Origin of the sequence: Pseudomonas sp. NFPP28, from assembly GCF_900115535.1 — a bacterium.
Classification (GTDB): domain Bacteria; phylum Pseudomonadota; class Gammaproteobacteria; order Pseudomonadales; family Pseudomonadaceae; genus Aquipseudomonas; species Aquipseudomonas extremorientalis.
This window is the reverse complement of record NZ_FOWT01000003.1, coordinates 189,344-212,638: the sequence shown is the minus strand read 5'-3', so window position 1 is coordinate 212,638 and position 23,295 is coordinate 189,344. Positions and strand designations below refer to the sequence as shown.

The 23,295-nt window shown below is 61.4% G+C and carries 22 protein-coding genes; 6 read left to right on the top strand and 16 right to left on the bottom strand.

All coding sequences use genetic code 11. The features are described 5' to 3' along the window. Nucleotides 1-22: 22 nt before the first annotated feature. Nucleotides 23-916 carry a bestrophin family protein gene (locus BM110_RS09620; protein ID WP_093513249.1) on the bottom strand — a complete coding sequence of 298 codons (894 nt, stop codon included), beginning with the start codon at nt 914-916 and terminating at the stop codon, nt 23-25. 201 nt (nt 917-1,117) lie between these two features. On the opposite strand from BM110_RS09620, the gene BM110_RS09615 reads away from it, so the two are divergent. From BM110_RS09615 to BM110_RS09600, 4 genes are read left to right on the top strand one after another with little or no spacing between them, the layout of a single operon-like run. Further along, nucleotides 1,118-1,885, top strand: coding sequence for an SDR family NAD(P)-dependent oxidoreductase (locus BM110_RS09615; protein ID WP_071488294.1), 768 nt, complete (start codon nt 1,118-1,120; stop codon nt 1,883-1,885). Between the two features lie 12 nt (nt 1,886-1,897). Beyond that, the gene (locus BM110_RS09610; RefSeq protein WP_093513248.1) at nt 1,898-3,082 is read left to right on the top strand and encodes an acetyl-CoA C-acyltransferase; all 1,185 of its coding nucleotides are present in this window, start codon (nt 1,898-1,900) and stop codon (nt 3,080-3,082) included. Nucleotides 3,083-3,091: 9 nt separating this feature from the next. Then, nucleotides 3,092-4,219 carry an acyl-CoA dehydrogenase gene (locus tag BM110_RS09605; RefSeq protein ID WP_092243613.1) on the top strand — a complete coding sequence of 376 codons (1,128 nt, stop codon included), beginning with the start codon at nt 3,092-3,094 and terminating at the stop codon, nt 4,217-4,219. Nucleotides 4,220-4,230: 11 nt separating this feature from the next. Beyond that, nucleotides 4,231-5,004 (top strand): enoyl-CoA hydratase, encoded by a 774-nt coding sequence (locus tag BM110_RS09600; RefSeq protein ID WP_092243611.1) that lies wholly within the window; start codon nt 4,231-4,233, stop codon nt 5,002-5,004. Nucleotides 5,005-5,142: 138 nt separating this feature from the next. Here BM110_RS09600 and BM110_RS09595 read toward each other — a convergent pair whose 3' ends face one another. The 12 genes from BM110_RS09595 to arnC form a co-directional block, all read right to left on the bottom strand. After that, the gene (locus tag BM110_RS09595; protein ID WP_092243608.1) at nt 5,143-6,294 is read right to left on the bottom strand and encodes an acyl-CoA dehydrogenase family protein; all 1,152 of its coding nucleotides are present in this window, start codon (nt 6,292-6,294) and stop codon (nt 5,143-5,145) included. Between the two features lie 3 nt (nt 6,295-6,297). After that, a complete protein-coding gene (locus tag BM110_RS09590) occupies nt 6,298-7,401 on the bottom strand; it encodes an enoyl-CoA hydratase/isomerase family protein (RefSeq protein ID WP_093513247.1) in 1,104 nt (367 codons plus the stop codon). A gap of 141 nt (nt 7,402-7,542) precedes the next feature. Continuing rightward, complete coding sequence (locus BM110_RS09585) at nt 7,543-8,253, bottom strand: HPP family protein (protein ID WP_093121009.1); 711 nt, start codon at nt 8,251-8,253, stop codon at nt 7,543-7,545. 175 nt (nt 8,254-8,428) lie between these two features. Further along, nucleotides 8,429-8,662, bottom strand: a complete 234-nt coding sequence (locus BM110_RS29570; protein WP_139220321.1) for a type VI secretion system contractile sheath small subunit — start codon at nt 8,660-8,662, stop codon at nt 8,429-8,431. A gap of 168 nt (nt 8,663-8,830) precedes the next feature. Continuing rightward, nucleotides 8,831-10,453: an ArnT family glycosyltransferase gene (locus BM110_RS09575; protein ID WP_093513245.1), complete on the bottom strand. Its 1,623-nt coding sequence runs from the start codon at nt 10,451-10,453 to the stop codon at nt 8,831-8,833. 3 nt (nt 10,454-10,456) lie between these two features. After that, nucleotides 10,457-11,836: a UDP-glucose dehydrogenase family protein gene (locus BM110_RS09570; protein WP_092243595.1), complete on the bottom strand. Its 1,380-nt coding sequence runs from the start codon at nt 11,834-11,836 to the stop codon at nt 10,457-10,459. Next, nucleotides 11,833-12,246, bottom strand: a complete 414-nt coding sequence (arnF, locus tag BM110_RS09565; RefSeq protein ID WP_092243593.1) for a 4-amino-4-deoxy-L-arabinose-phosphoundecaprenol flippase subunit ArnF — start codon at nt 12,244-12,246, stop codon at nt 11,833-11,835. The genes BM110_RS09570 and arnF overlap by 4 nt, the downstream gene beginning before the upstream one ends. Beyond that, the gene (gene arnE / locus BM110_RS09560; RefSeq protein WP_071488305.1) at nt 12,243-12,590 is read right to left on the bottom strand and encodes a 4-amino-4-deoxy-L-arabinose-phosphoundecaprenol flippase subunit ArnE; all 348 of its coding nucleotides are present in this window, start codon (nt 12,588-12,590) and stop codon (nt 12,243-12,245) included. Before arnE ends, arnF begins: the two co-directional genes overlap by 4 nt. Then, nucleotides 12,587-14,242, bottom strand: a complete 1,656-nt coding sequence (arnT, locus tag BM110_RS09555; RefSeq protein WP_093121007.1) for a lipid IV(A) 4-amino-4-deoxy-L-arabinosyltransferase — start codon at nt 14,240-14,242, stop codon at nt 12,587-12,589. The genes arnE and arnT overlap by 4 nt, the downstream gene beginning before the upstream one ends. Further along, entirely contained in the window at nt 14,239-15,123 is an 885-nt protein-coding gene (arnD, locus tag BM110_RS09550) for a 4-deoxy-4-formamido-L-arabinose-phosphoundecaprenol deformylase (RefSeq protein ID WP_093121006.1), read from the bottom strand. The genes arnT and arnD overlap by 4 nt, the downstream gene beginning before the upstream one ends. Further along, a complete protein-coding gene (gene arnA, locus BM110_RS09545; protein WP_071488308.1) occupies nt 15,123-17,114 on the bottom strand; it encodes a bifunctional UDP-4-amino-4-deoxy-L-arabinose formyltransferase/UDP-glucuronic acid oxidase ArnA in 1,992 nt (663 codons plus the stop codon). The genes arnD and arnA overlap by 1 nt, the downstream gene beginning before the upstream one ends. Nucleotides 17,115-17,116: 2 nt before the next feature. After that, nucleotides 17,117-18,142, bottom strand: coding sequence for an undecaprenyl-phosphate 4-deoxy-4-formamido-L-arabinose transferase (gene arnC / locus BM110_RS09540; RefSeq protein WP_092243579.1), 1,026 nt, complete (start codon nt 18,140-18,142; stop codon nt 17,117-17,119). A gap of 377 nt (nt 18,143-18,519) precedes the next feature. On the opposite strand from arnC, the gene BM110_RS09535 reads away from it, so the two are divergent. Beyond that, complete coding sequence (locus BM110_RS09535; protein ID WP_093513244.1) at nt 18,520-19,317, top strand: M949_RS01915 family surface polysaccharide biosynthesis protein; 798 nt, start codon at nt 18,520-18,522, stop codon at nt 19,315-19,317. Nucleotides 19,318-19,342: 25 nt separating this feature from the next. Here BM110_RS09535 and BM110_RS29305 read toward each other — a convergent pair whose 3' ends face one another. Then, complete coding sequence (locus BM110_RS29305; protein WP_139220320.1) at nt 19,343-19,840, bottom strand: hypothetical protein; 498 nt, start codon at nt 19,838-19,840, stop codon at nt 19,343-19,345. A gap of 284 nt (nt 19,841-20,124) precedes the next feature. Between BM110_RS29305 and xerC the strand changes: the two genes are divergently transcribed. Further along, nucleotides 20,125-21,039 carry a site-specific integrase gene (gene xerC, locus BM110_RS09525; protein WP_093513243.1) on the top strand — a complete coding sequence of 305 codons (915 nt, stop codon included), beginning with the start codon at nt 20,125-20,127 and terminating at the stop codon, nt 21,037-21,039. A gap of 43 nt (nt 21,040-21,082) precedes the next feature. Here the strand turns inward: xerC and BM110_RS09520 are convergent, their stop codons facing one another. Next, nucleotides 21,083-21,940, bottom strand: coding sequence for an SDR family oxidoreductase (locus BM110_RS09520; protein ID WP_071488313.1), 858 nt, complete (start codon nt 21,938-21,940; stop codon nt 21,083-21,085). Nucleotides 21,941-22,079: 139 nt separating this feature from the next. Continuing rightward, on the bottom strand, nt 22,080-23,288 hold the full coding sequence (locus tag BM110_RS09515; RefSeq protein WP_093513242.1) for a multidrug effflux MFS transporter: 1,209 nt from the start codon (nt 23,286-23,288) through the stop codon (nt 22,080-22,082). Nucleotides 23,289-23,295 lie beyond the last annotated feature (7 nt).

Sequence of the window (23,295 nt, the reverse complement as noted above, 5' to 3'; positions counted from 1 at the left end):
CACGGCGGGTGTCAAACCCGCGTCAGGTGAGCACGTAGTCCTCCGGCTCCAGGGGTGGCGGCAGGTCGGTTTCACCGAGGGCGGCCAACACTTCGCGTTCCAGGGTGCGCAGGAGGGCATTGCAGGGCAGGTCGTTCTCGTCAAAACCGAACGGGTCCTCCAGGTCATCGCCGATTTCATCGAGGCCGAAGAAGGTGTAGCTGACAATCGCGGTGAACACTGGCGTCAACCATCCCAGCGGCTCGGCCATGGCAAACGGCAGCAAAATGCAGAACAGGTAAATGGTGCGATGCAGCAGCAGGGTGTAGGGGAAGGGCAGCGGCGTGCTCTTGATGCGCTCGCAGGACGCCTGCACCTGGCTGAGGCTCACCAGTCGGGTTTCCCATTGTGTGTAGCGCCACTCGCTGATCACACCTTGCTCGGCCAGCACTGAAAACCGGGCGCCCAGCTGTTGCAGCAGGCTGTCGGGGAGGTTGGGGTGACTGGCCTGGACCGTACCCCACGGCTTGATGGCCCGGGCTTCATCCTCATGGCGCAACCGTGCAACCAGGCCGTGGGCGAAGCCGCACAGGCTGCGCAGCAGGCCAGCACGCTCAGCCGGATCTGTGAGCACCTGGGTTTCGCGGATCAGCGAACGCACATCGATGATCATCTGCCCCAATTGCTTGCGGCCTTCCCACCAGCGGTCATAGCAGGCGTTGTTGCGAAAACTCATGAAAATCGACAACGACAGCCCGAGCAGGGTGAACGGCGTGGCATTGACCTTGGAGAAGTAGGCCGGGTGCAGGGTTTCCACCAGCACGATCACCGAGGCCAGCAGCGTGACCAGCAGGCTGCGCAGGGCGATGCGCTTGGCAATCGAACCCTTGAGCGAGAACAGGATGCCGAGGAGGTTGGGTTTGGGACGGACTATCATGCAGAGATGGGCTTCTTCAGGTGGCGCAAGCCATCAGGTTAGAAGCAAGCGTCGCAAGCGTCCAATCGCTTGGGCCGACCGGATGATCGGTGGGGTCGATGACTGGCCAAAACAGTCAGGCAGGTTGAAGGCTTTGACCATTGTCGGCGGGCGGCTCTGGCGCGACTATCTCGACGATTCGGACCGTTCAAGGAAACAACAATGCAGATTGAGAACAAGAGCTTCCTGGTCAGCGGGGGCGCATCGGGCTTGGGCGCGGCGACTGCCGAGATGCTGATTGGCGCTGGCGCCAAGGTCATGCTGGTGGACCTGAATGCCGACGCCGTGGCAGCCAAGGCCAGGCAGCTTGGCGACAACGCACGCAGCTGCGTGGCGGATATCAGCCAGGAAGCGGCTGCCGAAGCGGCGGTGCGGGCGACGCTTGCGGCGTTTGGCGGTTTGCATGGGCTGGTGAACTGCGCCGGTGTGGTGCGTGGCGAGAAAATCCTCGGCAAGAACGGCCCCCATGGGCTGGCGAGCTTTGCCCAGGTGATCAACGTCAACCTGATCGGTAGCTTCAACCTGCTGCGCCTGGCCGCCGCCGCCATCGCCGAAACCGAGGCAAATGCCGATGGCGAACGCGGCGTGATCATCAATACCGCTTCGGTAGCGGCGTTTGACGGGCAGATCGGCCAGGCGGCGTATGCCGCGTCCAAGGGCGCCATTGCCAGCCTTACGCTGCCTGCGGCACGTGAGCTGGCGCGCTTTGGTATTCGCGTGATGACCATCGCCCCCGGCATCTTTGAGACCCCGATGATGGCCGGCATGACGCCGGAAGTGCGCGACTCCCTGGCCGCTGGCGTGCCATTCCCGCCGCGTCTGGGCAAACCCGCCGAATACGCCGCGCTGGTGCGGCACATCATTGAAAACAGCATGCTCAATGGCGAGGTGATCCGTCTCGACGGTGCCTTGCGCATGGCGGCCAAATAAGGAGCAATTCCCATGACCGATCCTATCGTTATCGTCAGCGCTGTGCGCACGCCCATGGGTGGGTTCCAGGGCGACCTCAAGGGCCTGACCGCGCCGCAGTTGGGTTCCGCTGCGATTCGCGCCGCCGTCGAGCGTGCCGGTGTCGCCCCCGACGCCGTGGATGAAGTACTGTTCGGCTGCGTACTGCCCGCAGGCCTCGGCCAGGCACCGGCACGTCAGGCTGCGCTGGGCGCCGGGCTGGACAAGGGCACGCGCTGCACCACCCTCAACAAGATGTGCGGTTCGGGCATGGAGGCCGCGATCCTGGCCCATGATTCACTGCTGGCCGGCAGCGTCGACGTGGTGATTGCCGGTGGCATGGAAAGCATGTCCAACGCGCCGTACCTGCTGGACCGTGCGCGCAGCGGCTACCGCATGGGCCACGGCAAGGTGCTCGATCACATGTTCCTCGACGGCCTGGAAGACGCCTACGACAAGGGCCGCCTGATGGGCACCTTTGCCGAAGACTGCGCCCTGCACAACGGTTTTACCCGCGAGGCCCAGGATGCGTTCGCCATCGCTTCGCTGACCCGGGCGCAAGAAGCTATTACCCATGGCAGCTTTGCCGCAGAAATCGTCCCGGTGCAGGTCACCTTGGGCAAAGAACAGAAAACCATCCTGCATGACGAACAGCCGCCCAAGGCCAAGCTGGACAAGATCACCAGCCTGAAACCGGCCTTCCGTGAAGGCGGCACCGTGACGGCGGCCAACTCCAGCTCGATTTCCGACGGTGCGGCGGCCTTGTTGCTGATGCGCCAGTCCGATGCACAGAAACGTGGCCTCAAGCCTTTGGCGGTGATCCATGGGCATGCGGCGTTCGCCGACGAGCCGGGGTTGTTCCCGGTGGCACCGGTGGGAGCGATCCGCAAACTGATGAGCAAGACCGGCTGGAGCCTGGGTGACGTCGATCTGTTCGAAATCAACGAAGCCTTTGCCGTGGTCAGCCTGGTGACCATGAGCAAGCTGGAGATCCCCCATGCCAAGGTCAATGTGCATGGCGGTGCCTGCGCCCTGGGCCATCCGATCGGTGCCTCCGGTGCACGGATCCTGGTGACCTTGCTTTCGGCCCTGCGCCAGAAAGGCCTCAAGCGTGGCGTCGCCGCCATCTGCATCGGCGGCGGTGAAGCCACGGCGATGGCCGTCGAATGCCTGTACTAAGGAACCACCATGCTGCCCAATGAAGAACAACTGCAAATCAGCGACGCCGCCCGGCAATTTGCCCAGGAACGCCTGAAACCCTTTGCCGCCGAGTGGGACCGCGAGCACCGGTTCCCCAGGGAAGCCATTGGTGAAATGGCCGAGCTGGGCTTTTTCGGCATGCTGGTGCCGGAACAGTGGGGCGGTTGCGACACCGGTTACCTGGCCTACGCCATGGCGCTGGAAGAAATTGCCGCCGGTGACGGGGCCTGCTCGACCATCATGAGCGTGCACAACTCTGTGGGTTGCGTGCCGATTCTCAAGTTCGGTAACGACCAGCAGAAAGAGCAATTCCTCAAGCCCCTGGCCAGTGGTGCCATGCTCGGTGCGTTCGCATTGACCGAGCCCCAGGCCGGCTCTGATGCCAGTAGCCTGAAGACCCGCGCACGCCTTGAAGGCGACCATTACGTACTCAATGGCTGCAAACAGTTCATCACCTCCGGACAGAACGCCGGCGTGGTGATTGTGTTTGCCGTGACCGACCCGGCGGCGGGCAAGCGCGGGATCAGCGCGTTTATCGTGCCGACCGACTCGCCGGGCTACAGCGTGGCGCGGGTTGAGGACAAACTGGGCCAGCATGCCTCCGATACCTGCCAGATCCTGTTTGAGGACGTGAAGGTTCCTGTCGCCAACCGTCTGGGGGAGGAGGGCGAAGGCTACAGGATTGCTCTGGCCAACCTGGAAGGTGGGCGCGTAGGCATTGCCTCGCAATCGGTGGGCATGGCCCGCGCCGCCTTTGAAGCAGCCCGCGACTACGCCCGCGAGCGCGAAAGCTTCGGCAAACCCATCATCGAGCACCAGGCCGTCGCTTTCCGTCTGGCGGACATGGCCACGCAAATCGCGGTTGCCCGGCAGATGGTGCATTACGCCGCTGCACTGCGCGACAGCGGCAAGCCGGCACTGGTGGAAGCCTCGATGGCCAAGCTGTTTGCTTCGGAAATGGCCGAGAAAGTCTGTTCGGCCGCCTTGCAAACCCTGGGCGGTTACGGTTACCTGAGCGACTTCCCTCTGGAGCGGATCTACCGCGACGTGCGGGTCTGCCAGATTTACGAAGGCACCAGCGATATCCAGCGCATGGTCATCTCACGCAATCTCTAAGGAGCCGATACATGAGTTACGAAACCATTTTGCTTGAAGTCCAGGGCCGCGTCGGGCTGATTACCCTCAATCGCCCGCAAGCCCTGAACGCCCTGAACGCGCAACTGGTCAGCGAGTTGAACCAGGCGCTGGACGGCCTTGAAGCCAACCCGGAGATCGGCTGCATCGTGTTGACCGGCTCGAAAAAAGCCTTCGCCGCCGGTGCCGACATCAAGGAAATGGCCGAGCTGACCTATCCGCAGATCTACCTCGACGATCTGTTCAGTGACAGCGACCGCGTGGCCAACCGCCGCAAGCCGATCATCGCCGCCGTCAACGGCTTCGCCCTGGGCGGCGGTTGCGAACTGGCGTTGATGTGCGACTTCATCCTGGCCGGTGACAGCGCCAAGTTCGGCCAGCCGGAAATCAACCTCGGCGTACTGCCCGGCATGGGCGGCACCCAGCGCCTGACCCGTGCGGTGGGCAAGGCCAAGGCCATGGAAATGTGCCTGACCGGGCGCTTTATCGATGCGGTGGAAGCGGAGCGCTGCGGGATTGTTGCGCGTATCGTACCCGCCGATGAACTGCTGGACGAAGCGCTGAAAGTCGCGACGCTGATTGCCGGCAAGTCGGTGCCGATCAGCATGATGGTCAAGGAAAGCGTGAACCGAGCGTTCGAAGTGAGCTTGTCGGAAGGCGTGCGCTTTGAGCGCCGGGTGTTCCATGCGGCGTTCGCCACGCAGGATCAGAAGGAAGGCATGGCGGCATTCGTGGCCAAGCGCGCGCCGGAGTTCAAGGACAAATAACCCGGTGTCAAAGACACTGAGTATCAAAGCTGGGAGGGGGCTTGCCCCCGATAGCAGTGGTTCAGTCTTCACATCTGTTGACTGACCCACCGTCATCGGGGGCAAGCCCCCTCCCACATTATTTATGTGCTGTGGCAGTCAAAGTTGGTAGTTCTTCAGCTCCCTGGCAATCACCATCCGCTGAATCTCACTGGTCCCTTCGTAAATCTGCGTGATCCGCGCATCCCGGTAGTAACGCTCCACCGGATAATCTTCCAGGTATCCGTACCCACCGTGAATCTGCATCGCCGATGAGCAAACCTTCTCGGCCATTTCCGAGGCAAACAGCTTGGCCTGGGACGCTTCCGACAAGCAGGGTTTTCCAGCACTGCGCAGCCGTGCGGCGTGCAGGATCAGCAAGCGTGCGGCGTTAAGCTGGGTTTGCATGTCGGCCAGCAAATTGGCCACGCTCTGGTGCTCGATGATCGCCTTGTTGAACTGCACCCGATCACGGGCATAGGCCAGCGCTGCTTCAAATGCCGCGCGGGCGATGCCCAATGCCTGGGCGGCAATACCGATGCGGCCACCCTCCAGGTTGGACAGCGCGATGGCCAGGCCTTTGCCACGCTCACCCAGCAGGTTGGCCTCGGGCACGCTGCACTGGTTCAGGGTCACGGCGCAGGTATCGGACGCACGGATGCCCATCTTGTGTTCGGTACGATCCACCACGAATCCCGGGGTTGCGGTGGGCACCAGGAACGCCGAGATGCCTTTCTTGCCCAGGTCGGGATCAGTCACCGCAAATACAATCGCCAGTTTGGCGCGTTTACCATTACTGACGAACTGCTTGGCCCCGTTGATTACCCACTGGCCGTCGCGCAGTTCGGCACGGGTACGCAGGTTGTGCGCTTCGGAACCGGCCTGGGGTTCGGTCAGGCAGAAGCAGCCAATCGCCTGGCCGCTGGCGAGGTCGCCCAGCCAGGTCTGTTTTTGTTCATCTGTGCCGTAGTTGAGAATCGGCCCGCAACCCACTGAATTATGGATACTCATCAGTGCGCCAGTGGCACCGTCACCTGCGGAAATCTCCTCGACGGCGAGGGCATAGGCGACGTAATCGACATAGGTGCCGCCCCATTCTTCCGGCACCACCATGCCCAGCAGGCCCAGTTCGCCCATCTTTGCCACCAGGGCGTCGTCGATCCAGCCGGCTTTCTCCCAGGCTTGGGCGTGCGGTGCGATTTCACCCCGGGCGAAGTCACGCGCCATGTCGCGGATCATTACTTGTTCTTCAGTGTATTCAATGTCTTGCATGGCTTATTTCGCAACCTTCTCGAAGTGATGAAAAAAGCTCTCAACGTGGCTGAGGGCCAGCCCGTGCAGGGTGGGCGGGTTCCAGCGCGGGCTTTTGTCTTTGTCGATGATCAGGGCGCGCACGCCTTCGATCAGGTCGCCGCGCTCGAACCATTGGCGGTCCAGGTGCAGCTCCAAGGCAAAACAGTCTTCCAGGGGCAGGCGCCGGCCGCGGCGCAACATCTCCAACGTAACGGCCATGGCCAGGGGGGAGCGGGTCAGCATCAGGTCAGCGGTGGTCAACGCCCATTCATGGCTGTCGGCCACGGTGACTTGCTGCAATTGTTCAACGATGCTCGGCACATCCGGCAGCGCGAAAAAGTGGTCGATGGCGGGGCGCAGAGCGGCCAACGGTGGATCGGGCAATTGCTGCACGGCCAGCTTGGCGAGCACGCCCTGCAGGTCTTTGAGCGGCGAGTCGTGCCATTGCAGGCGGTCGAGCTTCTGGTCAAGGTCGGCGAGCTTGTGGCTTTCCAGGTACCAATCAGCCAACGCGCAATACAGCGCGTCGGCCGCGCGGATCTGTACCCCGGTCACGCCCAGGTAGATCCCCAGTTCGCCGGGGATGCGCGGCAGAAAGTAGCTGCCACCCACGTCAGGGAAATAACCGATGGCCACTTCCGGCATCGCCAGGCGGCTGCGCTCGGTGACTACGCGCAAATCAGCCCCCTGCACCAGGCCCATGCCGCCGCCGAGGACAAACCCGTCCATCAGTGCCACGACTGGCTTGCGGTAGTGGTGGATGGCCAGATCCAGAGTATATTCCTCGACGAAGAAGTCCTGGTGCAGGGTGTCGCCGTTCTTGAAGCTGTCGTACAGAGAACGGATATCGCCACCTGCACAGAAGGCTTTTTCACCGGCACCGCGCAGGACCACGGCATACACCTGCGGATCGTCAGCCCATGCCTGCAAATGGGACGTGAGGCTGCGCACCATGTCCAGGGTAATGGCATTCAAGCCGGCGGGGCGATTGAGGGTGAGGTGGCCGATGTGGTTGCGGACCTCGGCGAGGACTTCGTCCTGAAGTACTTGGGCGTGGCTTGCTTCGGATGAAACCTGAGCAGTCATCGATAACTCCCTGCTTTTATTGTTCTTTATCAAGATGTTCACGGATGAACCTTCTCGCGATCGTACCAGTGCAAATTTGCCTAGTACAACCTTCAATCCTGCAGGTCGTTTTTGCATTTATGCAGCAAGCGCACGACCGGCTCAGGGTAACCGGCTGGCCAGTGTTTCGCCGATGCTACGGCGCCTGGCGTGGGTTTGCGCCGCGTGGATGAGTTGTTCCAGTTCGCTGGGCTCCACATCGTAGAACCGCTCCATTTGCGCCAGCGCCAGTGTCAAATCAGCGGCGGTAATACCAGGGTCTCGGTCGGCCCTGGGGCTGAACGGTAGCGGTGCCGGTGCTTCCACCGCGCCTTTGGGATAACGCGTGCGCGTGGCGTTGTTATACGCCAGTGCGCAGGCCAGCAGCGCACCGGCGCCGAGCAATACCGCACCCAGCTCATACCAGCCCAGGGCGGCGGACGCCGGGTCTGCCAGGACCAGTGTCATGGCCAGGCCACCGGCGGGCGGGTGCAGGCAGCGCAACCAGCACATCAGTATTACGGTCATGCCGGCCGCCAGGCAGGCGCCGCCCAGGGACGGGCCGAGGACACGGGTGACCAGCAAGGCAATCACACCTGCGCACAGGTAGCTGCCGATAATCGACCAGGGTTGTGCCAAGGCACCCGATGACACGGCGAACAACAGGACGGCCGACGCACCCAGCGGGCCAAGCAGGTGCAACGCGACATCCATGCCAAACACCTGGGAGCACAACCAGACGCTGAACAAGGTGCCAAGGGCCATGCCGATCGCGGCACGGCTCCATTCGGTGGGGCGGGTATTGATAGCAGCGGGGAACCAGCGAGCGAGCATTGGGAGGCAGTCCATAAACGGCGGGCAAAAAAAAGGCTTGTCTGGTTGCCCGGAAAAGCCCTTTGAAAGTTCCAACATTTGGGGGAAGGAACCCATGCAGTGTGCCGCGCGTGGAACAGAGGCGCCAATGCATATTAATGAGGGTTGAATGCGAAAATAATGAATTGGAATACGGTCAGACTACTATCGAGCAGCAGACTTCACCCAGCACCCGATTACTGAACTCTTCATCGAAAAAACGCTTGCGCAGGTTCTCCTGCAAACCGGGTTCACTGGCCAGCGGGCCTTTCAACGCCACCAACGCGTCGCGCAACCCCATCAGCCGGTCCAGCGGTGGCAGGGAAATATAGCCGACATGCACTTCGGTGCTGGTCAAGGCTGGGTTATCAAGCGAAGCATCATCTGGCACGGCGTTGTCCTCTCGTCCTTGTGGTCACCCATGACCTGTGGCGGTAAATGAATACCGCAACAGGCAAGCGAGTTTACCGTTGGGTTTTGGACGCAGGAAAGAGAAACGGCACCAGTTATTACGTAAAGCTGCGTGGGAATTTTCCGCGCCGGCAGCGCCGGCGCAGACTCAAGGTTGCACAGGTTTGGCCAGGTGCAGCAGCACGTAAGGGTTGCGGTCGAATTCGCCGGTCAGGGTCGGCGTGATGGAACGAAAGCGCGGGTCTTGCAAGCCTTCGTAATCCACTTGGCTCATCACCAGCCAGGCGGGTCCCTGGAGTGGCTTCAGGTCGGCGGCTTGCTGAGTGAACAACGGCACTTGGTCGCAATCGAGGTTGACCATGTACTTGATGGCCTTGGCGTCTTTGCCCAAGCCATGCAGCACCACCGGCGCGCGTTGCTGCATCACCTGCTCATGAACTTGCAAGGTAAAGGTGCGGGTGTCGTAGATACTGCGCTCCAGCGGCTCGACCACCAGGATATAGGAGGCCCACACTGCCAGCACCGCGGCAAAAGCCGGCCCGACCGCACGCAGGCGGCTCTTGAAGAGTGTCACCAAGGCCAGCACCTGCAGGCCGCCCAGCACGCCCAACACCCAGCCGAGATGGCTCAATTGCTCAGGGTAGCGCGGTCGTGCCAACAGCAGGCCGACGATCAACAGCGTCGGCGACAACGTCCAGATCCCCAGCATCAGCCCACGCAGCCCGGCGAAGAGCCGACCGTGTGCGACCTGGAACGGGTATGCCGCAATGATCGCCGCCATGGGCAACATCGGCAGCACGTAACGTGCTTTTTTCGCCTGGGGAATCGACAGGCCGACCATCACCAGCAAGCCTGCGGCGGCGCAATACCACACCAACTTCAATGCCGGTCCCGGCGTGCGGCGCCCGCTGAGCACCATGGCCAGCAGTACCAGCAGCGCCATCGGATACGCCAAGGCGTAATTGCCCAGCGAACTGGTGAAGTAGTACAGCAGGCCGCTCGAGCCTTCGCTGCCATCCATGCGGCCGAGGAACTGCATGCGGATCACGTCCTGCATGAAGCTTTCGCCACCGCTCAACTTGGCCATCAGCAGCAACAGGCCCACACATGCCACCAGCAGCGCCAGCGCCAGCAAGCCGAAACTGAACAGCTGCCGCCATTGCCGGTTGATCAGGTAGTAGCTGCAAAGCACGCCCGTAGGAATCACCAGGCCAATCGGCCCACGCACGGCAAAGCCCAGGATCAGCAGCAGGTACAGCCAATGCAGGCGTTTAGCGGACCGGAAGTGATCATGGGCATAACCCAGGTAGAACACCGCCAGGGCGATGGCGGCCAGCATCTGGTCGAGGGACACCGCACGGGTTTCGGTGATGAAGTTGCTGCTCAACAACAGGAGCGCAATGCTCAGCAGCCCCCAGCGCTGGGAGTAGGGCGCCGTCAGGCGATACACCAGGGTGACGATAAGCGCCGAGGCAATCGCCGTGGGCAACCAGGCCGTGAGGCTGGTGACCTGGCCCAGGGGCAGTGAAACCAGCCAGGTCAACAGTGTCGAGGTGGCCAGGTAATCCGCATAAGGCTGCCCATAGGTGGTGGGGAAGACGCTGGGGCCATGACGCAGCATTTCCTGGGCAAACAACACAAAGCGCGAGTCGAAGCCGATGATTGCCTGGTGCCAGCTACCGGCGATAAACAGCAACAACGCCAGCAATCCCAGACCAAGGGATTGGCGGCGGATCGTTGCATTCAGCGGGGACGGTTGAGCTTTGTTCACGTCTCAGGCTTCCACAACCTGTGGCAGCCACTGTTGCTGGGGAATCGGCAACTGGCAGGAATCACCGCGGCCGATCGGGTAGTACTGGAAGCCTTTGCGTGCCAGGCGCTCGCCGTCGTAGAGGTTGCGGCCGTCGAAGATCACCGGGGTTTTCAGGCGCTGGTGGATCAGGTCGAAGTCCGGCGCCTTGAATTGCTGCCATTCGGTGCAGACGATCAGCGCATCGGCACCGCCCAGTGTGGATTCGGGGGTGCCCATGAGCATCAGCCGTGGGTCATCGCCATAGATACGTTGGGTTTCCTGCATGGCTTCCGGGTCGAATGCGCGCACGTTGGCGCCGGCGGCCCACAACGCTTCCATCAGCACGCGGCTGGGAGCATCGCGCATGTCGTCGGTGTTGGGCTTGAACGCCAGGCCCCACAGGGCAAAGGTCTTGCCGCGCAGGTCGCCCTTGAAGAACGCCTTGATCCGCTCGAACAACTTGCTCTTCTGGCGCTGGTTGATGGCTTCTACCGCTTCCAGCAGGTCGCTGGAGCAGTTGGCTTGCCGGGCGCTGTGGATCAGGGCGCGCATGTCCTTGGGGAAGCACGAACCGCCGTAGCCGCAGCCAGGGTAGATAAAGTGGTAGCCGATGCGCGAGTCGGCGCCAATGCCCAGGCGCACGGCTTCGATGTCCGCCCCCAGGTGTTCGGCCAGCTCGGCGATCTGGTTGATAAAGCTGATCTTGGTCGCCAGCATGCAGTTGGCGGCGTACTTGGTCAGCTCGGCGCTGCGCAGGTCCATGAAGATGATGCGGTCGTGGTTGCGGTTGAACGGTGCGTACAGGTCGCGCATCACGTCGCGCACTTCTTCGCGCTCACAACCGATGATGATGCGGTCCGGGCGGCGGCAGTCGGCAACAGCCGAGCCCTCCTTGAGGAATTCGGGGTTGGAGACGATATCGAACTCCAGGTGCCGGCCGGCCAGGTGCAGGGCTTTTTCGATGTGGGCGCGCAGGGTGTCGCCGGTGCCGACCGGCACGGTGGATTTTTCCACCAGGATCACCGGTTCTTTGCGGTGGCGGGCGACGGCGTCGCCTACCGACAGCACGTATTTCAGGTCGGCCGAGCCGTCTTCGTCCGAAGGCGTGCCCACGGCAATGAACAGGACTTCGCCGTGTTCCACCGCCAACTTTTCATCATGGGTGAAGTGCAGCCGCCCACTCTCCAGGTTTTCCTTGACCATCGCAGCCAGCCCCGGCTCGAAGATGGTCACATGGCCTTTTTGCAGTGACTCGACCTTGTTCTTGTCAACGTCCATGCAAATGACATCGTGGCCGACTTCAGCCAACACGGTGGCCTGCACCAGACCGACGTAACCGCTACCAAATACACTGATTTTCATGGGGCATTCCTGGGACTTGTGGCGCTAGCACGACGAGAGTTGATAACCAGAACACCGAGGATGACCAAGGCCACCCCCAGGGTTTTTGAAACGGAAAAATGTTCGTTGAACACCGGCAGACTGGCCGCCAGCAGGTACACCAAGGCATAGCTGATGCTCAGTAGCGAATAGGCGCGGCCCAGCGGCAAATGCTTGAGCGCACCGAGCCAGCAGAGCATCGACAGTGCGTATGCCAGGATCGCCAGGGTCACGACGCCGAGGGCGCCCAGGTCGATGCTGTTCTGGCTCAAGGCATCCAGCCATGCGCTGGGCAGCGGCAGGCGCGTCATGCTCCAGCGCATGCCCAGTTGGGCCGCGCTGACCAGGCCGACGCTGCCCAGGGCCAGGGCAAACCCCTGGATCCGGCTCATACCTGGCGACCCAGCAGCACGACGCCGCCGATCACCAGCGCGACACCCAGCCAATGGCGGGTATCGATGTGCTCTTTGAACACAAAACGCGCGACCAGCGTGACCAGCACGAAGTTGAGGCTGAGCATCGGGTAGGCAATACCGACTTCCAGGCGTTGCAACACCAGCAGCCACACCAGCAGGCCCAGGCCCAGGCACACCAGCGCCGACCACAACCAGGGCGAGCGCAGTTTCAGCGCCCAGCCATCCGGCAGGTCGCGCCAGCGTTCCACGGCGAACTTCTGGGAGACCTGTCCCATGCAGGTGAGCAGGCAGGCGGCCAGTAACAGCAGCAAGGTGATCATTGCGCGGCCTGCGGGAAGATCAGGATCACGATGTTGCCTTGTTCGTAGCGCTTGCCGTCCTTGGGCAGCAAGTCGACTTCGGCGATTTCGTCGTCGCCCTTGACCCGCATGACCACGCCGACCGGCCCCTTTTGGCGCGCATCGCTCATCCATTGCTGGACTTGGCTGGTATCCACCTTGTGGTGCGTGGCGTCCGCGTAGGCCAGGCCGTATTTGACTTCGCCGACGGTGTTGTAGAGCGTCACGTCCGGGCGCGCCAGGCGCCATGACAGCGCCGACGCTGCGCCCAGGTCATTGCTCAGCAGGGCCGTGGCTGGTTGCAGCTCTTGCAGGTGATCAATGATGAATTGGTCAGGCGTCTTGTTGTACACCACTGAATGCGGCAGGGCAGCTGGCAACAAGGCCACCATCAGCCAACTGCCGAGTACCGGTGCGGCCCACAGGTGCAAAGGCCGGGCCGCCTGCAGCAGGTTGACCAGGATCCAGGCAAACAGAAAAGTGAACACCAACACCAGGCTGAGGGTTTCCTGGCCGTGTTCGTACACCGGCTTCTTCATTTGCAGCCAGGTCAGCGCGAGCAATGCCACTACACCGATGATCAGGTTCAGCCAGCCGTTGATGCGCAGCGCACGGCTGCGACCCTGGGCCAGTTTGTCCGCCAGGGTATTGCCCATCAACAAGGCCAGGGGCAGCAGGCACGGCATGATGTAGGACGGCAGCTTGCCCTTGGCCAGGCTGAAGAAGGCCAGGGGCATCAGCAGCCACAGCACTACAAAACCGATTTTTGCGCTGCGTTTGTCCCGCCACGCCTGTTTGAGGGTCGACGGCAACAACGCCACCCACGGCAGGCAGAACGCAACCAACAGCGGCAGGTAATACCAGAACGGCTGGGCGTGCTGGGCATCGTCACCGGCGAAGCGCTGGATATGCTCGTGCCAGAAGAAGAAATTCCAGTAGTCCGGCTCTTGCCGGTGCACCGCCAGCGCCCATGGCAAGCTGACGACAATCGCCACCACCACGGCGACCACGCCGTAGCCCAGCAGCTCACGCAAACGCTTCTGCCAGATCGCATAGGGCAGGGCAATCAACACCGGCAGCAACCACGCCAGAAAGCCCTTGGTCATAAAGCCCATGCCGCAGGCAAAACCGAGCAACGCCCAGGACCCCAGGCGCCCGTTGCGGGTGGTGCTGTCGAAGCAGAACCACAGGGCGGCTCCGGTCAGGTTGACCCAGAAGGTGAACTGCGGATCCAGATTGGCGTAGCCACCGAGCAAGGCCACGCTGACAAAACTCATGTACAGCACGGTGCTGACCAGGGTTTTGCGCGGGTCATTCCACAGCCGACGCGACACCCCGTACACCAGCAGGATGCTCAAGCCGGTGCTCAGGGCCGAGGCAAACCGCACGCCGAACAGGTTCTGCCCGAAGATCGCCTGGCCCAGCGCAATCATCCAGTAACCCGCCGCCGGTTTTTCGAAGTAGCGGATGCCCATGAAGTGCGGCGAAGCCCACTTGCCGGTCAGCAGCATTTCCTGGCTGATCTGCGCGTAGCGGGTTTCATCCGGGATCCACAGGCCATGGGTGGCCAGCGGCAGCAGGTAGAACACGCCAAACGCCAACAGCAGCAGGGGCAAGGCCCAACGGCGGATCATGCCTGCTGCACTCCGAGCCAACCCTCGCGGCCGGGCAAGGCGCCACGCACCAGTTGTTGCTGGGGCAGGGTGGTCACGTCCGCCGGCAAAAGGTCGCCCAGTGGTTTGAAGTCGATGCCGCGCTGCCCGGCCTGGGCGAGCAACTGGCGAAAATCGTTGGCCATCAGAATCCCTTCCACTTCGGCGTGGATCGTGTAGACATTGAGTTTCGACTCGGCAAAACGGTCGAGGATGAACCCATTGAAGTCTTTGGCAGCCACCACCGGCCCTACGACTTCGTCGAAGGTCGGCAGGTCTACCGGAATTTGTGGGGTGCCCGCACTGCCATCGGCCAGGGTTGGACGAAACAGGCTGGTGCCCCGGCAATCGCTGTTGTAGCGAAAGTTGAAACCTTGCTTGGCTTGCACCACGCGTTCATCCGCGCGCCAACCGGCGGCGGCGGAACAGTCGATGCGCTCACCGAGGATGTCGCTGAGGGTGTCGACGCCACGGCGGATCTGTTCGATCAACTGCGCCTCGCTCCAGCGCCCGGTGTTGGCCTGCCAGCCGTGGTGATCCCAGGCGTGCAGGCCCACTTCGTGCCCGGCGGCCTTGGCCTGGCGCATCAAGTGCCCCAGGTCACGGCCGATCGGCTTGCCCGGCCAGGCGGTGCCGGCGAGCAGGATGTCCAGGCCATACAGGCCGACCGCATTGGAACGCAGCATCTTCCACAGGAATTGCGGGCGGATGAGACGCCACAAGTGGCGCCCCATGTTGTCAGGCCCGACACTGAAGAAGAACGTTGCCTTCACCGAGGCTTCATCCAGGGACTCGAGCAACCGTGGCACACCTTCACGGGTGCCGCGGTAGGTGTCGACGTCGATGCGAAGACCTGCATCCATTACTTTTTGTCCGCGATTTCGAGCATGGCTTCACGCAGGAAGAAGTCCAGGGTGTTGCCGATGGTTTCGCTCATTTCCACGGTCGGCTCCCAGTCCAGCAGGCGCTTGGCATTTTCGATGCTTGGCTTGCGATGCGCCACGTCCTGGTAACCGGTGCCGTAGAACGCCTTGCTTTCTACGTCGCGGAAACCGGCGAACGGTGGGAAGTTGCCACGCAACGGGTGCGCTTCGAACTGACGCAGCAGTTCTTCGCCCAACTGACGGATGCTGGCTTCGTTTTCCGGGTTGCCGATGTTGATGATCTGACCGTCGCACACGCCGTTTTCGTTATCAATGATGCGGGCCAGGGCTTCGATGCCGTCAGCGATATCGGTAAAGCAACGCTTCTGCTCGCCGCCGTCGAACAGGCGGATCGGCGTACCTTCCACCAGGTTCAGGATCAATTGGGTGATTGCGCGGGAGCTGCCGATACGCGCCGAATCCAGGCGGTCCAGGCGTGGGCCCATCCAGTTGAACGGACGGAACAGGGTGAATTTCAGGCCCTTGTCACCGTACGCCCAGATCACACGGTCCAGCAACTGCTTGGAAACCGAGTAGATCCAGCGCTGTTTGTTGACCGGACCCACCACCAGGTTGGAGGTGTCTTCGTCGAAGTACTGGTCCTGGCACATGCCATAGACTTCGGAGGTCGACGGGAAGATCACGCGCTTGTTGTACTTGACGCAGTAGCGCACCAACTTGAGGTTTTCTTCGAAGTCCAGTTCGAACACGCGCAGCGGGTTGCGGGTGTATTCGATTGGCGTGGCGATGGCCACCAGCGGCAGGACCACGTCGCACTTCTTGATGTGGTACTCGATCCACTCGGTGTGGATGCTGATATCGCCTTCGACGTAATGGAAGTTCGGGTGGCTGCGCAGGCGCTCGATGGCGTCCGAGCCGATGTCCAGGCCGTAGATTTCATAACGGTCGTCGCGCAGCAGGCGCTCGGACAGGTGGTTGCCGATAAAGCCGTTCACACCCAGGATCAGTACCCGGGTACGCCGTGGCTTGCGGCCGGACTCGGCGCCGCGCAGTACGGAACCGTCGACCAGGCCCAGTGCGTCCGCCAGGGCTGGGCCGGCGAGGAACAGGCCGTCGGCGTTGCGCTGGCCGAACTTGACCACCAGGGAGTCTTCACCGCAGGCGATGCGCAGCGGGTTGACGCTGATCACACGGCCCGGCGCCAGGCCTTCGTTGCCCTTGACCACTTCGGCCTGCCAGACGATCAACTTGTGTTCGCCCACGGCGCAGAAGGCGCCTGGGTACGGTTGGGTCACGGCGCGCACCAGGTTGAACAGTTCTTCAGCCGGTTTTTTCCACTCCAGCTTGCCATCGGCGGCAGTGCGGCGGCCGAAGTAAGTGGCCTGGCTTTCGTCCTGGGCGGTTTCCGTCAGCTTGCCCTGGGCCAGTTGCGGCAGGGCGTCGCGCAGCAGGGTGCTGGCGGCGTCGCGCAGTTTGGCGTGCAGGGTCAGGCCGGTGTCGTTGCGTTCGATGATGACTTTCTGCTGGGCCAGGATCGCGCCGGCATCGGCACGCTTGACCATGCGGTGCAGGGTCACGCCGGTTTCGGTCTCGCCGTTGACCAGTACCCAGTTGGCCGGGGCGCGGCCACGGTATTTCGGCAGCAACGAGCCGTGCAGGTTGAACGCGCCTTTGCTGGCGGTGGCCAGCAGGGCCTCGCTGAGCAGGTTGCGGTAGTAGAACGAGAAAATGTAGTCCGGGTTCAGCTTGGCGATGCGCTCGATCCACAGCGGGTGGTTGGCGTCTTCCGGGGCGTGCACCGGGATGCCATTGCGCGCGCACAGTTGTGCGACGGAACCGTAGAAGTTGTTTTCCTTGGGGTCATCGGCATGGGTGAACACGGCAGCAATTTCGTAACCGGTGTTGAGCAGCGCTTCAATGCCTGCACAACCAATATCGTGGTACGCGAATACAACAGCTTTTGAACTCATGATTAGACCTGATCAGCAGAAGTAGAAGTATGGGAGGACACCAGGCCGTCTACGACGACCACGGGAGCCGGTGCTGCCGGTTGGTTGCGCAGCACCTTTTCGATAAAGAAGCGCGGACGGGCGCGCACGTCGCTGTACATGCGGCCCAGGTATTCACCCAAGAGGCCCATGCCGATGAACTGGCCGCCGGTGAACACGAACAACACCGCGAACAGCACGAACAAACCGTCGCCAGCCCAGTCGGCGCCAAAGGCCAGGCGCAGGATGATCAATGCGAAGGCAAACAGCACACCCAGCGCCGCCAGGCTGAAGCCGACGATGGACAGCAGTCGCAGCGGGGTAGTGGTCATGCAGGTCAGCAAGTCGAACATCAGGCTGATCAGGCGCATGGCGCTGTATTTGGATTCGCCGTGTTCCCGCTCGGCGTGGTGCACCAGGATTTCCGTGGTGTGCCGGGCAAAGCCGTTGGCCAGGATCGGGATGAAGGTGCTGCGCTCACGGCAGGCGAGCATCGCGTCGACAATGGTGCGGCGGTAGGCGCGCAGCATGCAGCCGTAGTCGCTCATGGCAACGCCGGTGGAACGCTGCACGGCCAGGTTGATCAGGCGCGATGGCCAGCGGCGGAAGGCCGAGTCCTGGCGATTGTTGCGCACGGTGGCAACCACGTCGTAGCCCAGGGCCGCTTGCTCGACCAGGCGCGGGATTTCTTCGGGCGGGTTTTGCAGGTCGGCGTCGAGGGTGATCACCACTTCGCCTCGGCATTGCTCAAAACCGGCCATGATCGCCGCGTGCTGGCCGTAGTTGCGGTTGAGAATTACCGCGACCACGTTGCTGCCGTCTTCCGAGGCGGCGTCTTCCAGCAGTTGGGCCGAATTGTCGCGGCTACCGTCATCCACCAGGATGATTTCGTATTCGTAGGCCAGTTGCTTGCAGGCTGCGGTGGTACGGCGCAGCAATTCAGGCAGGCTCTCTTGTTCGTTGTAGACCGGGATAACGATCGACACGCAATGAATAGGGTAGGGTTTCAAAGATTCATGACCTCGGGGTTAGAGCAACTTGGAGCGTGGAAACAGCAGCAATCATTAGGCAAACGTCCAGAATGCAGGTTAGAAAGCGGCACTGAAGATAGAACGTAATCAAGAGGTTAGACGATATAGCGCGGTTTTCTATGAAGTGCTGTATCCAAGATTAAGCGTAAAAATGTGGAACAGATATGAAAGGCAGATGAAAAACTCGTTTATTTGACAGGTAGACAGCTAGGGTTCAGCTAAGTGGACGAGGTGCCAGGCAAGGCGTCCGGGCGAGCGCGACGCGATGTTATTCAATCCGGTGTTCAGTAAAGAATATTCTCTGCAATGCCCGCCAAGTGCCGGTAAAGTAAGCCGTCTCTTGCCAGGGTGAACGGATGAAAAGCGTGCAGCTTTTACGCGGCCAATTGCGGCCAGTGTTGATGGGGTTGTTGATGAGCGTCGCGTGCGTCACCACCGTACGCGCCGATGACGGGGTGGCGCTGACCAGCATCGACCAGGTGCCGGACGGCGTGGAAGTGCGCGGCAAGCAGATCGCCGCGTATACCTGGGACGATAAACAAGGCAAGAACCTGCTGGTGCTCGCCGAACAAGTCAGCGAGCGCGATGACGATGGCACCCAGTCGGCATTCGTGTATGCGGCCCAGTACCTGATCGACGGCAACCGCCCCAAGCGCGTATGGATGCTCTACGACGATGTGCAGCATTGCGAATTCGATGCATCCCTGCGCTTTGACCGGGCTGCAACCAAAGTCACCGACCTCACTGGCGACGGCATCACCCAGGCCACCGTTGGCTATTCGCGCACCTGCACCAGTGATGTCAGCCCCAACGAATTCAAGTTGATCATGCACGTCGGCAAGTCGCAGAAGTACCGCCTGCGTGGGGTCGACCGCGTCGGTGCGGCCTGGTGGGACGAAGAGGCCGGCGCCCTGCGCGGCATGCCGCTGCCCAAGGACTGCAGCGTGGCCGCTCAGCAGGCGCTGGTCAGCCAGTACAAGGAGCAGGGCACCGAGTTGCCGTTGCCGGGGTGTTATGGCGATGAGAAGGACTTTGCCAAGGCGCCTGCTCCGTACTTGGATTTCATGCGCACCCAATGGTTTGCGTTGATGCAGAAACAGGATGAGACTTGGAGCCAACCGCAAACCGAGGACGGCCCGGTTGAGCCCGACTAGCTGCCAAGGCCTCAAGGTAAAACCATCAGTATTTTTTTTGCTGCATATTTTCGACATCTGAAAGCAATTGCAGATTCTGAGCGAAAGCCGGCGTGCCATGTTCATTCTTCTGCACGCCCTGTAACGCTTTCAGTGCAATGGCTGTCGTTTGATTGTTGACCGTTTGGGCCAATGCCTGCATTTCATTGCTTTTGCCGTTCCCAGTCGCTACATGATTGCGCAGGTTGAGCATTGTCTGGCGCAATGTTTGAGTGTCTTTGCCTGTTATAGCGGCTGGATATCGGGTTGAAAATCGCTCTATCTTTTCGATTTTTCTATCGAGCGCATTGACCTGCTTATTGACCTGGTTGAAGTCATCCCGGGAGATATCAACCTTGGCTTTGTTTTCCACCGTCGCAAAATACGAGGGGGCATACAGTGTTGTGTTGTACGCAGGAGGCTGGCTGTCTGGAGCAATGGAGGAGTGCTTGACAGCCCAGGGATTAGGGTTCGCATAACGCGAGGTAGGAGTGTCAATAGGCATAAAGTGACCTTTGTCTGAGTGAATGAGCAGGGATGAAAAGCTGAAAATAAAGCAAGGCGCCTACAAAGCAGCATAGGAAAATGCTTCGACCGGTAGTGATTAGGCTTATCGCTCCATAGGACAATAGGGCGCGTACCTGATGCGGTGACGCACCGCCTCGCGGTACGTTTCAGTACTTTGTACCAGCGGCAGTCATGGGCTAGACTTCTTTGCCCTGTTCAATCGTAAATATGTCGATTTAACAATCAGTTAAATGGTGTATTTAAACCAAAGGCTGATCTAGCTTGACTGAGTCTATCCGCAACCCGCTGACCCTCTACCTCACCCGCCTGGCCCCCTCCAGCCAATTGACCATGCGCTACGTGCTGCAAGATGCGGCCGATCGCCTGGGCTTCGAGGACATCAACCTCGAAGACATCGACTGGCACTTGCTGCAGCCCGAACACGTCATTGCCCTGGTCGCCGCCTTGCGCGAAGACGGTTATGCGCCGAATACCTCCTCGTTGTATGTGAACGCGGTGCGCGGGGTGATGAATGAGGCGTGGCGCCTGAACCTGATCAGCCAGGAGCACCTGTTGCGCATGCGCACGGTCAAGGCTGCACCCGGCACGCGCCTGGGCCAGGGCCGCAACCTGCGGCGCAGCCTGATCCGCGAAATGATGGAAGTCTGCGCCGCCGACCCACGGCCCCAGGGCCTGCGAGACGCCGCAGTGATCGGTATTCTCTACGGCTCCGGCATGCGCAAGTCGGAATCGGTCAACCTCGACCTGGCCCAGATCAACTTCGAAGAGCGCAGCCTGCGGGTGATCGGCAAGGGCAACAAGGAGTTGATCAAGTACGCGCCGGACTGGGCGTTCGCCAAATTGCAGGCGTGGCTGGCGTTTCGGCGCGAGCAGCTCAAGGAGGGCGAGCAGGATGACAGCTTCTTGTTCAACCGTATCCGCCGTGGCAGCCACATCACCCGCGAGCGCATCACCAAACACGCCATTTACTACATCGCCCGCCAGCGCGGCGAACAGGTGGGCGTGAAGATCATGCCCCATGACTTCCGTCGCTCGTTCATCACCCGGGTGATCGAGGAGCATGACCTGTCGATCGCGCAGAAGCTCGCACACCATACCAATATCCAGACCACCGCCAGCTATGACGTGCGTGACGACAATGAGCGACGGCGGGCGGTGGACCGGTTTGACCTGTAGGGTTGACGATTGCAGCCCCCCCTCAGGGGGGGGCGATGCAGTTTTAGAGAATAGGTTTGCCGCCAGTGACCGCGTAGCGCGATCCGGAGATGTAGCTGGCTTCGTCCGAGGCCAACAACACATAGATCGGCGCGACTTCCACCGGTTGGCCAGGGCGGCCCAGCGGGGTTTCGCTGCCGAAGCTCTGCACATCTTCATCGGTCATGGTCGCCACGATCAACGGCGTCCAGATCGGGCCCGGGGCTACGCTGTTGACGCGTATACCCTTGCTGCCGAGCAACTGCGCCAAGCCACCGGTGAAATTGGCAATCGCACCCTTGGTGGCCGCATACGGCATCAGCGTCGGCTTGGGCATGTCTGAGTTGACGGACGTGGTGTTAATGATCGAACTGCCAGCCTTCATATGCGGCACCGCTGCCTTGCACAGGCGAAACATTGCGGTGATGTTGATATCGAAGGTCTTGACCCACTCCTCGTCCGAGATTTCTTCAAGAGTCTCGTGGCTCATCTGGAACGCTGCGTTATTGACCAGCACGTCGATACGGCCGAATTGCTCGACCGTTTTGTCGACCAGTTCGTGGCACACGCTTTTCTGAGCGATATCGCCGGGCAGCAGCAGGCATTGGCGACCGGCTTCCTCGACCCAACGCGCAGTTTCCCTGGCGTCCTCGTGCTCATCCAGATAAGCGATGGCCACATCGGCGCCTTCACGGGCAAACGCGATGGCGACGGCGCGCCCAATGCCGCTGTCGGCCCCCGTGATCAGGGCGATCTTGTTGGCCAACCGTCCGGAGCCCTTGTAGCTCTGTTCACCGCAATCCGGGTACGGGTCCATTTTCTTCTGCGAACCAGGTACGGTCTGCGCTTGGGGGGCGAAGGGAGGGTGAGGGTAATCAGTCATGTCAATCTCCATAGTTTCCAAAGTTGCTATGGGATTAGTAGTTGCCGGCCGGTTGATAGTTGTAACGGATGCCGCCGAGGGCCGACGAGTGGTTGGCGTTGGACCCAGGCAACGCCAACCTCAAGTGCATGGGCCGCCCTCAGGACGAGGGCGGGGCGCTCGCCAGGTGAACCGGCAGGCGCCGCAGTGTCCACACCGTGGTGAGCATCGCTGCTATGGCGCACAGCGCAATCCCGATCAGCATCGGCGCCGGCGTGTGATCGGCGAACACCCCGATCAGGGTCATGGACAGGGCCCCGATGATCATCTGGATCGCACCGAGCAAGGCCGAGGCAGAACCGGCCACGGCACCATGATCCTCCAGGGACAATACCCCGGCGGCCGGCAGCAGCAGGCCGAGAAAGCCGAAGCCGATAAACAGCAAGACCATGGTCAGGGCCAGGCTGTCGACCCACAGCGTAGTGACGGCCAGGACAGCCATCACTGCAGCCACAGCCGCTACCGACCAAAGAATCAACGGCGCCAGGCCAAAGCGCGCACTGAGGCGTGCAGTGAGTTGGCTCATGGCGAAAAACGACGCGGCGTTCAACGCAAAGGCCAGGCTGAACTGCGTGGGTGTGAGGCCGTAATGCTCGATGTACACGAACGGCGCGCTGCCGATAAACACGAAGAAGGTCGCCAGGCCAAAGCCGCACACCACCGACAGGCCGATGAATACCGGGTCACGCAACAACGCGCCATAACTGCTGAAGGCACTACCCAGGGTCTTGCCCAACCGGCGTTCGGCAGGGTGGGTTTCGGGCAGTTGTACGATGGTCATTACCAAACACGCCAGCGCGAGCACCGCCAGCACGGCGAATACTTCGCGCCAGCTCCACAGCGAAATCACCAGGCTGCCGGCCAATGGCGCGAGGATCGGCGAGACGCTCATCACCAGCATCAGCAAGGACATCAACTTCGCGGCCTCATGCCCCGTGTACAGGTCACGCACGATGGCCCGGGGAATCACCATGCCGGCGCACGCGCCGAAGGCCTGCAGGGCGCGAAAGGCGATCAGGGTTTCGATCGTCGGCGCCAAGGCGCACCCGACACTGGCCACGGCAAAAATCACCAGGCCTGCATAGATCGGCGGTTTGCGCCCGAATACATCGCTGACCGGCCCGTAGAACAACTGGCATACGCCGACGATCACGAAGAACACCGTCAGGCTCATCTGCACCCGCGCCGGCGAGGCATGCAGGCTCGCGCCGAGGGTCGGCAGTGCGGGCAGGTAGATGTCGATGGCGAAAGGGCCGACGGCGGTGATCAACCCCAGTAGCAGGGCGAGGTGGGCGATACGTCGAGACATGAGCGGT